Source organism: Streptomyces sp. NPDC044106 (genome assembly GCF_056433985.1).
This window is the reverse complement of record NZ_JBWKFZ010000001.1, coordinates 401,531-416,326: the sequence shown is the minus strand read 5'-3', so window position 1 is coordinate 416,326 and position 14,796 is coordinate 401,531. Positions and strand designations below refer to the sequence as shown.

Below are 14,796 nucleotides of genomic sequence, written 5' to 3'. Positions count from 1 at the left end.
GTGCCGTACAAGGAGGGAGCGTTACGTTGCTGGGCTTGCTGCTAGCGGTCGCGATGGGCCTCGCCGTGGCGGGCGTCTGCCAGGGCATCCGCATGTACCGCGCGGACGCGAAGCTCCCCTCCGACCTGGCCATCGCCCTGGAGGTCGGCGCGACCCGCGTCTCGGTGGCGGGCTCCGCGGTCGACCGCCTCGGCATGCGCTTCGCCCCCTTCGTGCTGCGCCTGATGGGCCCGAAGCGCGTCGACGCCAAGCGCCGCAGGATCGACATGGCGGGCAACCCGGGCGGCCTGACCATCGACCGCTACGCCGCGCGCCGCGCGGTCTACGGCGTCTTCGGCCTCGTCCTCGGCCTGGTCTTCCTGACCAACGGCTCCCCGCTCTTCGGCCTGCTCACCCTGGTCTTCGGCGCGGTGGCGGCCGACGCGCTGATCTGGCAGGCGATCCGCGAACGCCGCGAGGTCATCGACCGCACGCTCCCCGACTTCCTGGACGTCCTGGCCGTCGTCGTCTCGGCGGGCCTCGGCTTCCGCCAGGCGCTGGACCGCGTCGCCGAACGGTACGAGGGTCCGTGGGCGGACGAACTCCGCATCACCCTGCGCCAGATGGACATGGGGGTCAGCCGCCGCCAGGCCTTCGACGAGCTCCGCCGCCGCAACGCGTCCGAACAGGTCGCTCAGTTCGTCTCGGCCCTCCAGCAGGGCGAGGAACTGGGCTCCCCGATCGCCGACACCCTGATCCAACTCGCCACGGACATGCGCCGCACCGACGCGCAGAACTCCCGCCGCAGAGCGGCGAAGACGATCCCCAAGGCGACGATGGTGACACTCGTCTTCATGCTCCCGGCCACGATGATCCTGATCGCCGCGGGCATGTTCCTCGGCTCGGGCTCCGACTTCGGCTCCATCCTGGGCCGTTAGCACCAGGAGCGAGCACCAGGTTCGCGAAAGCTCTTCGCGGATGCAACTCGATGTGGGACAGTCGGAATTGAGCTCACGGTTCGCGGGAGGGGACTTCGTGCATGGTGATCTCAACGAGAGGGAAGGGAACCCGCCAACTTGGCGACGGCGCGCGCCGGTTGGCGCATACGTCGCGCAGAGTTGCTGCCGTTGTACGCGTGGTGGCGTACGTTGCCTCTGACTGCAACGGTCGCGGTATCGGGTGGGAGAGAAGGGGCCGTCGTGCTGAAGGATCGCGCGCTCAAAGTCTGGGTCGACTGGACGGTCGCCGTGGCGTCCCGGGTTCGGGGGAGGGGCCGGGATGCGGGGGCGGGGTTTGTGGAGTATGCGGGGTTGATGATTCTTATTGCGGGGATCTATACGTTGATCGACCAGCTGGGGCTGGATGGTCGTATCTCGGAAGCAATCGGCAACGCGGTGGACGACGTCGTCGGTGGCTGATGCCGAGAAGGCTCCGTAGCGATCAAGGGCAGACACTCCCCATCTACATCTGGCTGACGGGGATTCTGCTCTTTGTTGCGTTGGCCTTCTTTGCCTTCGCTCAGGCCGCGTCAGCGCGGAACGGTGCTCAAACGGCGGCAGATGCGGCGGCGTTGGCAGCGGCACAGGAAGCCAGGGATGATCTCGTAGAGGAAATGGGCCTGTCCATCGGCGAAGGTGACGATTGGCTCGATTGGCTGGTAGGGGACAAGTTCACCAGTGATGGGGCCCGCGGTGCGGCCGATGCGTTGGCCGCCGAGAACGACTCTACGGTCATCGGCTTCGGTCCCGCGGAAGTGAACGGATACCAGGGCTTCCGGGCGGAAATCGAGACCAGGTACACCGCCGGTGACTCGATCATTCCTGCCACGGACCAGCATGCCAAGGCCGAGGCCACGGCAGTCATCGAGCCGCGCTGCGATGTCGCTCCATCCGCCGACCCGGAGAAGGTCGTGGAATTCGACTGCGACGGCGGCGAATCCTTCCACATCAATCCGGATGACTTCGAGCTGGACAACCTCCCGGACGCTTCCGTGCTCTTCTCTGTCCACCTGGCCGACTGACAAGCGATTGACGAGAGAAGGTAGCCGTAGCGATGAACATTCGGCACACCACGGTGACGCGCAGGGCGATGACCGCTGCGGCGATCGCTACCGGCCTGGTCTTCGCGGTGGCCGGCTGCGGCGGGGGTGACGGGAATGACGACAAACCCGAAAAGGATTCCACGTCCAGCTCGTCCGCTGACAACGGCGACGACACTGACAAGGGGAGCGGCTCACAAGCTCCCGAAGCGGGCAAGACCTTGGCTGAGGTGAGGAGCAATGGCATCACGCTGAGTGTCACTTCAGCCGTCCGCGACGAGGGCGGCTTCCTGACCGTCAGTGGAACCGTGCTTAATGGTAAGTCCGGTCGTTGGATCGGTGCCGAATGGGCGAGCGACGAACAGGAACTGAAGAAGAACGGTGGCTCCATGGCCGGAGCGAGCCTGGTGGACGAGGCGGGCAAGAAAAAGTACTTGATCCTTCGGGACACCGAGGGGCGTTGCCTGTGCACTCAGTTTCAAGGGGGCGTCGCTCAAGGTGCAACCACTGAATGGTTCGCTCAGTTTCCCGCCCCTCCTGAGGGTGCCGACAAAATGCAGCTGCAGGTGCCTTCGATGCCCCCCGCATCGCTCGAGATCTCCGAGGGCGAGTAACCCATGGCCCGCCACCACCTCACCGGCGCCACCACAGCCGTCACCCTCAGCACCCTGATCCTCGTACTGGGCCCCGGCCCGTCCTGGGCCGACGACGACCCACCCGTCCCCCCCGGCAGCACAACCACCTCCCCACCCCCCAAAGTCGACGCCACCAGCCCGGGGCTGAAGCTTGCCGACGGTGCTACTCTCGCGCCCGCCAAGGTGCTGGACATCAAGTCCGTCGTCGAGGACCTCGGCGGCGAGGAGCGGCGCGAGGACACCAACACGGACGTGAAGTTCGCGTTGCAGGCGGAGGTGCTGTTCCCCAAGGACAGTCCGAAGCTGAACCCCGAGGCGAACGCCCGGATCAAGGCGATCGCCGAGGAGGCGAAGAACCAGAAGGCCACGGACGTCAGGGTGTTCGGCTTCACGGACAGCCTCGGCAGTTACAGCCACGGGAAGAAGCTGTCCCGCGACCGCGCGGAAGCCGTGCACGACAGACTGGCGGCCTACCTCGGCCCCGAGGTCACGTACTCCGTGCGCGGCTACAGCGAGGACTACCCGATCGCGGACAACGGCTCCGAGGAGGGCCGTACGAAGAACCGCCGGGTGGAAGTCTCCTTCCCGCGCGGCAGCACGGGGACCGAGTCCGGCTCGGAGTCCGGCTCCGAGCCGGACGGCACTACGAGCTGAGCCACGGGTAACGCCCCACGTCCCCGCCCGCGTAATCCGGATCCAGATAGATGAAGCAGCGCTGGATCAGCCAGTCCCGGATCTCGAAGACGTCGCAGAAGCGGCCCGCGCCCCAGCCGGGCAGCCCTTCGCGCCACGCCCCGTCCCGGTGCTCGCCATGGCTCGTGCCCTCGCAGACGACGGTGTCCGAGCCGGAGAAGACCCAGTTGAAGTCGGCGTAGTGGTGCGTGATGGAGCGGATCGTGCCGCCCACGTCGCCGAACATCCGCCCGATGGCCGCCTTGCCGTCGGCGAGGCCCCACTTGGGGAAGTACACCTGGGCGTCGTCCGCGAAGAGGTCGAGGAGCGGGGCGCCGTCGGAGGTCCTGCCGCCCCGGTCGAAGGCCTTGAGGTAGGCGAGCGCGACCGACTTGCGCTGCTCGTCCGTCATGGTGTGCCGGGTCACTGTCACACGGGTGGAGTCTGACGGCTGCCGGCCGCGCGTCAAGGGCCCGCGGCGCGGCGCCGGGCGCACCCGATGTCAGGATTGCCCCATGACCAGCCACGCAAGCCAGGACCCCGGGGCCACCGGCGGCCCCCGCACGTTCGACGACCTCGTCGCCGAGGCCGAGGCCGCGCCCACCGAAGGGTGGGACTTCTCCTGGTTCGAGGGCCGGGCCACCGAGGCGCGGCCCTCGTGGCGGTACGCCGAGGCCATGGCGGACCGCCTCGCCACCGCCTCCGCGAGCCTCGACATCCAGACCGGCGGCGGCGAGGTCCTGGCCCTGGCCGCCACCCTGCCGCCGCTCGCCGTCGCCACGGAAGGCTGGCCCGCGAACGTCGCGAAGGCCACCGCCCTGCTCCACCCGCGCGGCGTGGCCGTCGTCGCCTCGCCCGAGGACGCCCCGCTGCCGTTCGCGGACGGCGCCTTCGACCTCGTCACCAGCCGGCACCCGGTGAAGGCCCACTTCGACGAGATCGCGCGCGTACTGCGCCCCGGCGGCACGTACTTCGCTCAACACGTCGGGCCCGCCAGCGTCTTCGAGGTCGTCGAATACTTCCTCGGACCGCAGCCGGCGGAGGTCAGGAACAGCCGCCACCCCGACATCGAGCGCGCCGAGGCCGAGGCGGCGGGCCTGGAGGTCGTGGACCTGCGGGCCGAGCGGCTGCGGATCGAGTTCCACGACATCGGCGCGGTCGTCTACTTCCTGCGCAAGGTGGTGTGGATGGTTCCGGGCTTCAGCGTCGCGGAGTACCGGCCGCGACTGAGCGAACTGCACGACCGGATCGAGGCGGAGGGCCCCTTCGTCGCCCACAGCACCCGGCACCTCTTCGACCTGCGCAAGCCGTAGCCGCTGGAACACATCACGCGCACCGCTCAATTCGTGACGTATGGCCGCGAATCCGAGCCCCGATTCCTCATCGTTATCAATACTGGCTCGATCCGCCCCTGAACGTCACGTAAGTTCAGACCAAGGCTAATTCGCGTGAGCAAATCTGCGCGGCGGTGCCGTGCGGTGGAGGGGGCCGCGCGGCGCCGCGAGCCGTCCCCCGGAGCCGGTCCCCGAACCGTCACCGCACGCCGCCCCCGGCCCCGTGCACGACGATCCGCGCACCCCGGCGTACGCCCCAGCCCGCCATCGCCCCGGCCTCCGCCTCGATCACGTGCCTGGCCCTCGGCCGCGGCAACCCGATACGTCCCGGACGCATCGTCCGGACGGACAGCACCCGCAGCTCGCGGTCGAGATACGCCACATCAATGGCGAAGCGCATCCGAACGGTGTGCACGCTGCTCGCCGGTGACAGCAGGAGCGCGCCCGTCATCCCCGTACGCCCGAGCAGCCCCCGCCGCCGCGCCCGCGCCGAGTCCGCGATCTCCAGAGGGATCTCCGCAGACGCCTCCGGCGCGATCGGTGAAGAGGGAGTACCAGGGGTCGGGTCCGCGCGGCCCGGCAAAGGGGCAGAGACCGTCATCGTCGCCATGACCGCGAAATTAGCGGCCCGGCCACCCGGGGCGTCAAGCGCGCGAACCGCGCGGGGGTCCCTCTTGGGGGTACCGACGCGCACGGCCGGAATTCGCCTTCGAACCCCTGATTCCGCCGGTGGAACGGGATCGCGCAGTCGTCGGCCGGTCTCGGAGAGTAGTTGTGGCGCGCCAATGCACCCATCAGCACTTACGAAGGGTTATGGTGGAAACCCCCCCTCGGGCCGGTCCGTCTCCCCCCCACGGACCGGCCCGATTTTTTGTGCCCCGAAGATCTTCGTCCGGTTATCGTCATGGGCATGTCTAACGAGCATCCCCCTCCGCCCCCTCCGCAGCCCGGCCCCCAGTCCAACCCCCAGTCCAGCCTGCCCACCTACAACGGCCCCGCCCAGGACCCGGGCTACGGCCAGGCTTATGGCCAGGGCTACGGACAAGGTTATGGACAGGGCTACGGTCCGGGCCCCGGGTACGGATACGGGCAGGGTCCGATGGCCCCGTTCCGGATGCCCGGCGTGGTCCGCGCCGCGCAGATCGTGACCTGGGTGCTCGCCGGACTCACCGTCCTCGGCACCGTCCTCCTGATCGCCATCGCCAACCCCGAGACGGCGGGTGCGGCCCTCGGCGTGAACATCTGCCTCCTGGTCGCGGCCGGCATGGCCTTCCGCTTCGGCACCGCGGGCAACGGCATCCGCGTCACCTGCATCGTCCTGATGAGCGTGCAGATCGCCTTCGGCCTCGGCGGCACGGCCGCGGGCAACCCGGGCGGACTGCTGCCGCTGCTCGGCGCGATAGCCGTCGTCGTCCTGCTCTCGCAGGGCACGGCGGGCGCGTGGTTCAAGCGGCCGCGGGCCTGACACGCCCAACGCGCGCCACCTGGCGAAGACGGCCCGGGGCCCCGGGCCGGAACGCACCGCGTCCGGCCCGGGGCCCCGCCACGTCACGTCACCCGTCGGTTCAGCCCCGCCCGGCCCAGATGTTGGTGCCCGGCGTCGACACCGCGAACGTGTCGATCGCGGAGAGCTCGCTCTCCGTCAGCTTCGGGCCCGCGAGCGCCGCCACGTTCTCCTCCAGCTGCTTGACGCTGGAGGCGCCGATCAGCGCGGAGGTCATCCGCTCGTCGCGGAGCACCCAGTTCAGCGCGAGCTGGGCGAGGGACTGGCCGCGGCCTGCCGCGATGTCGTTCAGGCCGTTCAGCCGCCGCACGACCTCGTCGCTCAGCAGATCCGGGTCGAGCGACTTGCCCTGGGTGGCGCGTGAACCCTCGGGGATCCCCTTCAAGTACTTGTTCGTGAGCAGGCCCTGGGCGAGCGGCACGAAGGAGATGCACCCCATGCCCGCCTCCTCCAGGGTGTCGAGCAGCCCGTCCTCCTCGGTCCAGCGGTTGATCATCGAGTACGAGGGCTGGTGGATGAGGGCGGGGACGCCCATCTCCCGCAACAGGCGCGCCGCCCGCGCGGTCTGCTCGCTGTTGTACGAGGAGACGCCCACGTAGAGCGCCTTGCCCTGCTGGACGGCCGAGGCGAGGGCGCCCATCGTCTCCTCGAGCGGAGTCTCCGGGTCGAAGCGGTGGGAGTAGAAGATGTCCACGTAGTCGACACCCATCCGCCTGAGCGACGCGTCGAGGGACGACAGCAAATACTTTCGACTGCCCCACTCGCCGTACGGGCCGGGGTGCATGAGGTAGCCGGCCTTGGTCGAGAGGACCAGCTCGTCACGGTACGGGGCGAAGTCCTGCGCGAAGACCTTGCCGAAGTTGAGCTCCGCGGAGCCGGCCGGCGGACCGTAGTTGTTCGCCAGGTCGAAGTGCGTGACGCCCAGGTCGAAGGCGCGGCGCAGGATCCCGCGCTGCGTCTCCAGGGCCTTGTCGTCGCCGAAGTTGTGCCAGAGCCCGAGGGACACCGCGGGCAGTTTCAGACCGCTGCGGCCCGTCCGCCGGTACTCCATCGAGTCGTAACGGTCCGGTGCCGCGCGATACAGAGACGTGTCGTTCATGGGGACGAAGCTACTTCAGCGCCCTGGCACCCGACTGTGGAGGGACGCTCGAGCGGCGGTAGGGTGTCGCCCTCGGGGTTGCTCTGGGCGCGCCCCTGGAGGATCGCCATCTGCTGGAGGCTGACACACGTGAACCTGCGCGACCTGGTGTACGGACTTTACGCACGCCGGGTGGAAGGCCGCCTCGACCACGACCAGGTGCCCAAGCACATCGGGGTCATCCTCGACGGCAACCGCCGCTGGGCGAAGGCGGCGGGCGGGACCACCGCAGAGGGCCACCAGGCGGGCGCACACAAGATCGAGGAGTTCCTCGGCTGGTGCGCCGAGACGGACGTCGAGGTCGTGACGTTGTGGATGCTGTCCACCGACAACTTCGACCGGCCCGACGACGAGCTGAAGCCGCTCCTCGGCATCATCGAGGCCACCGTCCGCTCGCTCGTCGCCGACGGCCGCTGGCGCGTGCACCACGTCGGCGCGCTGGACCTGCTGCCCGCCCACACCCAGATGGTGATGAAGGAAGCCGAAGAGGCGACCCGGACCAACACCGGGATACTGGTCAACGTCGCCGTCGGCTACGGCGGCCGCCAGGAGATCGCCGACGCGGTCCGCTCGCTGCTCCTGGAGCAGGCGGACAAGGGCAGCAGCCTGGAGGAGGTCGCGGAGAGCGTCGACATCGACCAGATCTCCAAGCACCTCTACACCAGCGGCCAGCCGGACCCCGACCTGGTGATCCGAACGAGTGGCGAGCAGCGTCTCTCCGGATTCATGCTCTGGCAGTCCGCCCACTCCGAGTACTACTTCTGCGAAGTCTTCTGGCCGGCCTTCCGCAAGGTCGACTTCCTGCGCGCGCTGCGTGACTACGCGGCCCGCCACCGCCGCTACGGCGGCTGACCGGGCACGCCCCTGAGGTCGGGGTAACCCGGAGTTAACCAACGCGTCGTCATATGCCATGGCATGGCTGCGCTTGTTCGAGGGAATAAGCCTTCCAGGTCGACGTCTCAGCAGTATCCGACAGGGACGTCGTATCTCAGCGGGCGGCATGAGCCGTCCGCCCGGGAGGCCCGTTGCACCAGGACGACCGTGTGAGCAGCACGGGCGACGTGGAGGGCCGGCGCTCGGCCCGCGCACCGCGGCCCGTGACCGGTCCGGCTCACACCCGCCGGATCGCCCCCGGCATCCCTCCCGTCGCTCCCCGACCTCATCCGAGGGGGTACGTCCTTCCGTGGTGACCAGCACAAAGCGCCGCATGCCCGACAGGCGCACCTATGTTCTCGACACCAGCGTCCTGCTGGCCGACCCGAACGCCCTGACCCGCTTCGACGAGCACGAAGTCGTGCTGCCCGTCGTCGTGGTGACGGAGCTGGAGGCCAAGCGGCACCATCCGGAGCTCGGCTACTTCGCCCGGCAGGCGCTGCGCCTGCTGGACGACTTCCGTATCCGGCACGGCCGCCTGGACGCCCCGATCCCGATCGGGGACCTGGGCGGTTCGCTGCGCGTCGAGCTCAACCACTCCGATCCCGGCGTGCTTCCTGCCGGCTACCGGTTGGGGGACAACGACTCACGGATTCTCGCCGTCGCGCGCAACCTCCAGGCGGAGGGGTACGACGTCACCGTCGTCTCCAAGGATCTGCCGCTCCGGATCAAGGCGTCCTCGGTCGGCCTCCTCGCCGAGGAGTACCGCGCCGAGCTCGCCATCACGGACTCCGGCTGGACCGGCATGTCCGAACTGACGCTCTCGGCCGAACAGGTGGACCTCCTCTTCGAAGAGGACACCCTGTACGTCCCCGAGGCGGCCGACCTGCCCGTGCACACGGGGCTCACCATCCAGTCGGAGCGGGGCAAGGCGCTGGGCCGCGTCACGTCCGAGGGCAACGTCCGCCTCGTACGCGGGGATCGGGAGGCCTTCGGCATCAAGGGCCGCAGCGCCGAGCAGCGGATCGCGCTCGATCTGCTCCTCGACCCGGACGTCGGCATCGTCTCGATGGGCGGCCGCGCGGGCACCGGCAAGTCGGCGCTGGCGCTCTGCGCGGGCCTGGAGGCCGTCCTGGAGCGCCGGCAGCACCAGAAGGTGATGGTCTTCCGGCCGCTGTACGCGGTGGGCGGGCAGGAGCTCGGCTATCTGCCCGGCACCGAGGCGGAGAAGATGGGCCCCTGGGCGCAGGCGGTCTTCGACACGCTCGGTTCGGTGGCGGGCAAGGAGGTCATCGAGGAGGTCACGGCGCGCGGGATGCTCGAAGTGCTGCCGCTCACCCATATCCGGGGGCGCTCGCTGCACGACGCCTTCGTGATCGTGGACGAGGCGCAATCCCTGGAGCGGAACGTCCTGTTGACCGTTCTGTCCAGGATCGGGGCGAACTCCCGTGTCGTACTGACCCATGACGTGGCCCAGCGCGACAACCTCCGCGTCGGGCGGTACGACGGCGTGGTCGCCGTCGTCGAGAAGCTGAAGGGGCATCCGCTCTTCGCGCACGTCACGCTCACGCGGTCGGAGCGTTCGCAGATCGCGGCCCTGGTGACCGAAATGCTGGAGGACGGTCACCTCTGAGGCACATGACGGCATTTGCACCGTAGTTGGCGCCGCCCGGCGAAGCGAAGGAGCCTAGCCGGGCGGCGTCTCGGTGCGCGCCTCTTTCCGTAAAACTCGTGGGGCAAACGGGGTGTGAGCTTTCCCACGCAATGGAGAATTGCCTTGCGGTGTCCGGCTGGGGCAGAGTCTGGGTCCTGTCAGGCCCCGCATGCGACACACCTGTACCCCCAGCGGTACCGAACACCAGAACTTCATAGTGACCGTCGCATGCCGCCCGAAGCACCACGCGACGCTCCCGTCACGGGAGTTGAGCACCGGGTCCGTGCCTCCCGTGACCGATCGCAAGCGGAGGCCAGTGCCAGGGGCACGATTGCGTCCGCGAGGTCACCTATGCGGGCGATGCTGGAAGGAAACCGTGTGAGCCGGATTTCGGTCCGGGGATTCGCCGTGGCATCTGCCACCGCGGTCACCACCGTCGGCGCTGTCGTGGGTGTCGCCTCGGGCAACACCCAGCCCTCGAACACGAACGACTTCGAGGCAGCTGCAAGCGATGCGACGCTCCTCGCAGACATCCCCGCGGGTCAGCAGGCGCAGGTCCAGACCGTCTCCCTGACGCAGCAGGCCGACGCGCAGGCCATGGCCGCCGACAACGCGGCGCGGAAGACCGCCGCGGAGGAGGCCCGCAAGCAGGCCGCCGCATCGGCGATCGAGAAGCAGAAGGCCGCGGCGAAGGCGGAGAAGGAGGAGGCGGCCAAGAAGGCCGCCGCCAAGAAGGAGCGTGAGGAGAAGGCCGAGAACAAGGCCAGCCGCTCCTCCGCCCGCGACGCCTCCAGCTTCTCGCCCCAGAGCTCTTACACGGTCGCTCAGGTCCAGGCGATGGCACGGCAGATGGTCCCCGGCGACCAGTTCCAGTGCTTCAGCAACATCGTCAACCACGAGTCCACGTGGAACTACAAGGCCACCAACGCCGGTTCCGGCGCGTACGGCCTCGTGCAGGCGCTGCCCGGTTCCAAGATGGCCTCGGCGGGCGCCGACTGGCAGACCAACCCGGCCACGCAGATCAAGTGGGGCCTCGGGTACATGAACGACCGCTACGGCAGCCCGTGCGGAGCCTGGAGCTTCTGGCAGGCGAACAGCTGGTACTAGGCCGGATCCGGCCCTACCGGTGCTCAACCTTGAGAGGCCCCTCACCGTCCTTCGGTGGGGGGTCTCTCCCGTGTACGGTCGGTGCGACAGCTCCAGGGGGGAGCGGTGGGGAACGACGGGGGTAGAGGACGGATCATGTCGCGAGTGCCAGGATGGCTCGGCCGGCTGGGCGCCGGGCTGAGTGAGATGGGCGAGAGGTTGAACGAGCAGCGCCGCGACGAGGACGCCGACTCCGAGACCGACGAGCCGGGAGTCTCCTCCGCCGAGGACACCGAACACGTGCCGCCGCCGCCCGCGTACGCGCCGGCCATAGCGGCCAGACCCGACCCTGTGGCCTCCATCCCGTGGGGCATGCGCGTCGCGGCCGAGGCCGGCTGGCGCCTCCTCGTCCTCGCGGGCACACTCTGGGTCCTGATGAAGGTCATCAGCGCGGTGCAGCTCGTCGTGCTCGCCTTCGTGGCCGCGCTCCTGTTCACCGCGCTGCTGCAGCCCACCGTGGCCCGGCTGCGGCGGCTCGGGCTTCCGCGCGGCCTCGCGACGGCGGTCACGGCGATCCTCGGCTTCGTCATCATGGGCCTGGTCGGCTGGTTCGTGGTCTGGCAGGTCATGGAGAACGCCGACGAACTCTCCCGGCAGGTCCAGGACGGCATCGAGGATCTGCGTAAGTGGCTCCTCAACAGCCCGTTCCACGTGACCGAGGACCAGATCAACGACATCGCCAAGAGCCTGCGGGACGCGGTCGGCTCCAACACCGAGGAGCTCACCTCCGCGGGCCTCGAAGGCGTCACCGTCATCGTCGAGATGCTGACCGGCATCCTGCTGGCGATGTTCTCGACGCTCTTCCTGCTCTACGACGGCAAGCGCATCTGGCAGTGGTTCCTGAAGCTGATGCCCGCCCAGGCGCGGCCCGGCATCGCGGGCGCGGGGCCGCGGGCGTGGCGCACGCTCACCGCGTATGTGCGCGGCACGGTGATAGTGGCTCTCATCGACGCCATCTTCATCGGCCTCGGCATCTACTTCCTCGGGGTGCCGATGGCGGTGCCGCTCGCCGTCATCATCTTCCTCGCCGCGTTCGTGCCGCTGGTCGGTGCCGTGGTCTCCGGCGCGCTCGCGGTGGTCGTCGCGCTGGTGACGCAGGGCGTGTTCACCGCGGTGATGGCGCTCGCGGTGGTCCTCGCGGTGCAGCAGATCGAGGGGCACATCCTGCAGCCGTTCATCCTCGGCCGCGCGGTGCGGGTGCATCCGCTGGCGGTGATCCTGTCCGTCGCCGCGGGCGGCATGGTCGCCGGGGTCGGCGGTGCGGTCGTGGCGGTACCGCTGGTGGCCGTCACCAACACGGTCGTCGGCTACCTGCGGGCGTACTCCCGCGAGGCGGCGCTCAAGCAGGCGCCGCAGCCGAGGGGGGCCACCGCCGTGGACGCCGCCCCGGCGGAGCCGCCGCAGCAGTAGCTCCGGGACACACGAAAACACCGGCCGGGCTGGAGGAATCCAGCCCGGCCGGTGTTTTCGAGGGTGCGGAGGTCACTCCGCGAGGTGCGCCTCGGAGTCCAGCGTGACGCCCACGGCCTGGATGACCGCGGCGATCTTGAACGCCTCCTGGATCGTCTCGCGGTCGACACCGGCCTTGCGCAGGACCTGCTCGTGCGAGTCCAGGCACTGGCCGCAGCCGTTGATCGCGGAGACCGCGAGGGACCACAGCTCGAAGTCGACCTTCTCGACGCCCGGGTTGCCGATGACGTTCATCCGCAGACCGGCGCGCATCGTCCCGTACTCCGGGTCGGAGAGCAGGTGACGCGTGCGGTAGAAGACGTTGTTCATCGCCATGACGGCGGCGGCCGACTTGGCGGCGGTGTACGCCTCGGGGGAGAGGTTGGCCTTCGCCTCGGGCTCCAGCTCGCGCAGCACCTTGGGGGAGCGGGACGCGATGGCGCAGGCCAGCACGGTGCCCCACAGCTGCTGCTGCGGCAGGTCCGAGTTGCCGATGACCGAGCCGAGGTTCAGCTTCAGGTCCTTGGCGTAGTCCGGTACGGCGGACTTCAGTTCGTCGAGTGCCATGTCAGAAGGCTCCTGTTCACTCGCCCGAGAGCAGCGCGACCGGGTCGAGGGTCTCGTCGCCCTGGGTCCAGTTGCACGGGCAGAGCTCGTCGGTCTGCAGGGCATCGAGGACCCGCAGGACCTCCTTGGGGTTACGGCCCACGGAACCGGCGGTCACCATCGTGAACTGGATCTCGTTGTTCTGGTCGACGATGAAGACGGCGCGCTGCGCGAAGCCGTCCGCGCCCTCGATGCCGAGCTCACGCATGAGCTCGTGCTTCGAGTCGGCCATCATCGGGAAGGGCAGGTCGGTGAGGTCCGGGTGGTCCTTGCGCCAGGCGTGGTGCACGAACTCGGAGTCACCGGAGAAGCCGAGGATCTGGGCGTCGCGGTCGGCGAACTCGTCGTTCAGCTTGCCGAACGCCGCGATCTCCGTCGGGCACACGAAGGTGAAGTCCTTGGGCCAAGCGAAGACGACCTTCCACTTGCCCTCGTAGGTCTTGTGGTTGATCTGCTCGAACTCCGCGCCCTTCTCAAGCGAGACGCAGGCGGTCAGGTCGAACTCGGGGAACTTGTCACCGACAGTGAGCACACGTACTCCTTGCAGCAGAGAGACTCCCTTTTGGGGAGTTTCCTGTGGGGTTGGACTGATGTCGATGGTGGCACAGGGTGCATTGATTACGGAAATAGCTAGAGTGGGTCGTGTTGATCGGAGGTGGTTATCAGTGCGAGCCATATATAGGGGAAAGCCGACAAACGGCAGGCAGCCGAGTCTTGCGCAGCTGCGCGCCTTCGCCGCCGTGGCCGAGCATCTGCACTTCCGGGACGCCGCGGCCGCGATCGGGATGAGTCAGCCCGCCCTCTCCGGGGCCGTGGCCGCGCTGGAGGAGGCACTGGGTGTCAAGCTCCTGGAGCGGACCACCCGGAAGGTGCTGCTCTCGCCCGCCGGCGAGCGGCTCGCCCTGCGGGTGAAGGCGGTCCTCGACGAGGTCGAGGCGCTCATGGAGGAGGCCGACGCCGTCAAGGCACCGTTCACCGGCGCGCTGCGGCTCGGCGTGATCCCGACCGTGGCGCCGTACCTGCTGCCCGCGGTGATCACGCTGGTCCACGACAAGTATCCCGACCTGGACCTCCAGGTGCACGAGGAGCAGACCTCCTCGCTCCTCGAAGGGCTCACGGCCGGACGGCTCGACCTGCTGCTGCTCGCGGTGCCGCTCGGGGTGCCGGGGGTGGCGGAGCTGCCGCTCTTCGACGAGGACTTCGTGCTCGTCACGCCGCTGGATCACTGGCTCGGCGGCCGCGAGGGCATTCCGCGCGAGGCGCTGAAGGAGCTGAACCTGCTGCTCCTCGACGAGGGGCACTGCCTGCGGGACCAGGCCCTCGACATCTGCCGGGAGGCGGGCCGCGCGGAGGCTCCCGTCACCACGACCGCCGCCGGGCTCTCCACGCTCGTCCAGCTGGTCGCGGGCGGGCTCGGCGTGACGCTGCTGCCGCGCACGGCTGTGCGGGTGGAGACGAGCCGCAGCAATCAGCTGCTCACCGGGTACTTCGCCGATCCGGCGCCGACCCGGCGGATCGCCCTCGCGATGCGGGCGGGGGCGGCGCGGGCCGCGGAGTACGAGGAGCTGGCGCGGGCCCTGAAGGAGGCGGTGCGGGCGTTGCCGGTGCGGGTGGTGGTGTGATCCCGCACCGGCGTACCGCCGCGATGCCGGTCCGCTGGCCGCGGGTCGGACGTGGCTGTCCGCGCAGCTCCCCGCGGCCCTGAAAGCAACCCCCGGCGCCGCCCCTGAAGGCCCCCTGGGCGCCGCCTCTGAAAGCCCCGGCGCCC

At 69.1% G+C, this 14,796-nt stretch carries 17 protein-coding genes; 12 read left to right on the top strand and 5 right to left on the bottom strand.

What is annotated here, in order from left to right; all coding sequences use genetic code 11:
* Positions 1 to 26: 26 nt before the first annotated feature.
* The 5 genes from AC07DI_RS01905 (at position 27) to AC07DI_RS01885 (ending at position 3,306) form a co-directional block, all read left to right on the top strand.
* Positions 27 to 917, top strand: coding sequence for a DUF5936 domain-containing protein (locus tag AC07DI_RS01905; RefSeq protein WP_478901524.1), 891 nt, complete (start codon positions 27 to 29; stop codon positions 915 to 917).
* A 261-nt stretch (positions 918 to 1,178) separates the two neighbouring features.
* Positions 1,179 to 1,397: a hypothetical protein gene (locus tag AC07DI_RS01900; RefSeq protein WP_478901736.1), complete on the top strand. Its 219-nt coding sequence runs from the start codon at positions 1,179 to 1,181 to the stop codon at positions 1,395 to 1,397.
* The gene (locus AC07DI_RS01895; protein ID WP_478901522.1) at positions 1,397 to 1,999 is read left to right on the top strand and encodes a pilus assembly protein TadG-related protein; all 603 of its coding nucleotides are present in this window, start codon (positions 1,397 to 1,399) and stop codon (positions 1,997 to 1,999) included. Before AC07DI_RS01900 ends, AC07DI_RS01895 begins: the two co-directional genes overlap by 1 nt.
* Before the next feature lie 32 nt (positions 2,000 to 2,031).
* A complete protein-coding gene (locus tag AC07DI_RS01890) occupies positions 2,032 to 2,631 on the top strand; it encodes a hypothetical protein (protein ID WP_478901521.1) in 600 nt (199 codons plus the stop codon).
* A gap of 3 nt (positions 2,632 to 2,634) precedes the next feature.
* Positions 2,635 to 3,306: an OmpA family protein gene (locus AC07DI_RS01885; protein ID WP_478901519.1), complete on the top strand. Its 672-nt coding sequence runs from the start codon at positions 2,635 to 2,637 to the stop codon at positions 3,304 to 3,306.
* On the opposite strand, the gene AC07DI_RS01880 is transcribed toward AC07DI_RS01885, so the two are convergent.
* Entirely contained in the window at positions 3,296 to 3,757 is a 462-nt protein-coding gene (locus tag AC07DI_RS01880; protein ID WP_478901518.1) for a nuclear transport factor 2 family protein, read from the bottom strand. The two genes, AC07DI_RS01885 and AC07DI_RS01880, sit on opposite strands and share 11 nt — an antisense overlap.
* Positions 3,758 to 3,839: 82 nt before the next feature.
* Between AC07DI_RS01880 and AC07DI_RS01875 the strand changes: the two genes are divergently transcribed.
* On the top strand, positions 3,840 to 4,637 hold the full coding sequence (locus AC07DI_RS01875) for a class I SAM-dependent methyltransferase (protein WP_478901516.1): 798 nt from the start codon (positions 3,840 to 3,842) through the stop codon (positions 4,635 to 4,637).
* 220 nt (positions 4,638 to 4,857) lie between these two features.
* Here the strand turns inward: AC07DI_RS01875 and AC07DI_RS01870 are convergent, their stop codons facing one another.
* Entirely contained in the window at positions 4,858 to 5,268 is a 411-nt protein-coding gene (locus AC07DI_RS01870) for a DUF192 domain-containing protein (protein WP_478901514.1), read from the bottom strand.
* Between the two features lie 300 nt (positions 5,269 to 5,568).
* Between AC07DI_RS01870 and AC07DI_RS01865 the strand changes: the two genes are divergently transcribed.
* Positions 5,569 to 6,123, top strand: a complete 555-nt coding sequence (locus AC07DI_RS01865) for a hypothetical protein (protein ID WP_478901513.1) — start codon at positions 5,569 to 5,571, stop codon at positions 6,121 to 6,123.
* A 100-nt stretch (positions 6,124 to 6,223) separates the two neighbouring features.
* Here AC07DI_RS01865 and mgrA read toward each other — a convergent pair whose 3' ends face one another.
* Positions 6,224 to 7,261 carry an L-glyceraldehyde 3-phosphate reductase gene (gene mgrA, locus AC07DI_RS01860; protein WP_384261634.1) on the bottom strand — a complete coding sequence of 346 codons (1,038 nt, stop codon included), beginning with the start codon at positions 7,259 to 7,261 and terminating at the stop codon, positions 6,224 to 6,226.
* Positions 7,262 to 7,390: 129 nt separating this feature from the next.
* Between mgrA and AC07DI_RS01855 the strand changes: the two genes are divergently transcribed.
* The 4 genes from AC07DI_RS01855 (at position 7,391) to AC07DI_RS01840 (ending at position 12,383) form a co-directional block, all read left to right on the top strand.
* Positions 7,391 to 8,152 carry an isoprenyl transferase gene (locus tag AC07DI_RS01855; RefSeq protein WP_384261637.1) on the top strand — a complete coding sequence of 254 codons (762 nt, stop codon included), beginning with the start codon at positions 7,391 to 7,393 and terminating at the stop codon, positions 8,150 to 8,152.
* Between the two features lie 331 nt (positions 8,153 to 8,483).
* Complete coding sequence (locus tag AC07DI_RS01850) at positions 8,484 to 9,806, top strand: PhoH family protein (RefSeq protein WP_384261640.1); 1,323 nt, start codon at positions 8,484 to 8,486, stop codon at positions 9,804 to 9,806.
* Between the two features lie 399 nt (positions 9,807 to 10,205).
* Complete coding sequence (locus tag AC07DI_RS01845) at positions 10,206 to 10,934, top strand: aggregation-promoting factor C-terminal-like domain-containing protein (RefSeq protein ID WP_478901512.1); 729 nt, start codon at positions 10,206 to 10,208, stop codon at positions 10,932 to 10,934.
* A gap of 135 nt (positions 10,935 to 11,069) precedes the next feature.
* On the top strand, positions 11,070 to 12,383 hold the full coding sequence (locus AC07DI_RS01840) for an AI-2E family transporter (protein ID WP_478901510.1): 1,314 nt from the start codon (positions 11,070 to 11,072) through the stop codon (positions 12,381 to 12,383).
* Positions 12,384 to 12,455: 72 nt separating this feature from the next.
* Here AC07DI_RS01840 and AC07DI_RS01835 read toward each other — a convergent pair whose 3' ends face one another.
* Positions 12,456 to 12,989: an alkyl hydroperoxide reductase gene (locus tag AC07DI_RS01835; protein WP_055568864.1), complete on the bottom strand. Its 534-nt coding sequence runs from the start codon at positions 12,987 to 12,989 to the stop codon at positions 12,456 to 12,458.
* 16 nt (positions 12,990 to 13,005) lie between these two features.
* Entirely contained in the window at positions 13,006 to 13,560 is a 555-nt protein-coding gene (locus AC07DI_RS01830; RefSeq protein ID WP_384263317.1) for a peroxiredoxin, read from the bottom strand.
* A gap of 133 nt (positions 13,561 to 13,693) precedes the next feature.
* Here AC07DI_RS01830 and AC07DI_RS01825 point away from each other — a divergent pair, with 133 nt between their 5' ends.
* The gene (locus tag AC07DI_RS01825) at positions 13,694 to 14,650 is read left to right on the top strand and encodes a LysR substrate-binding domain-containing protein (protein ID WP_384263315.1); all 957 of its coding nucleotides are present in this window, start codon (positions 13,694 to 13,696) and stop codon (positions 14,648 to 14,650) included.
* The last annotated feature ends 146 nt before the right edge of the window (positions 14,651 to 14,796 follow it).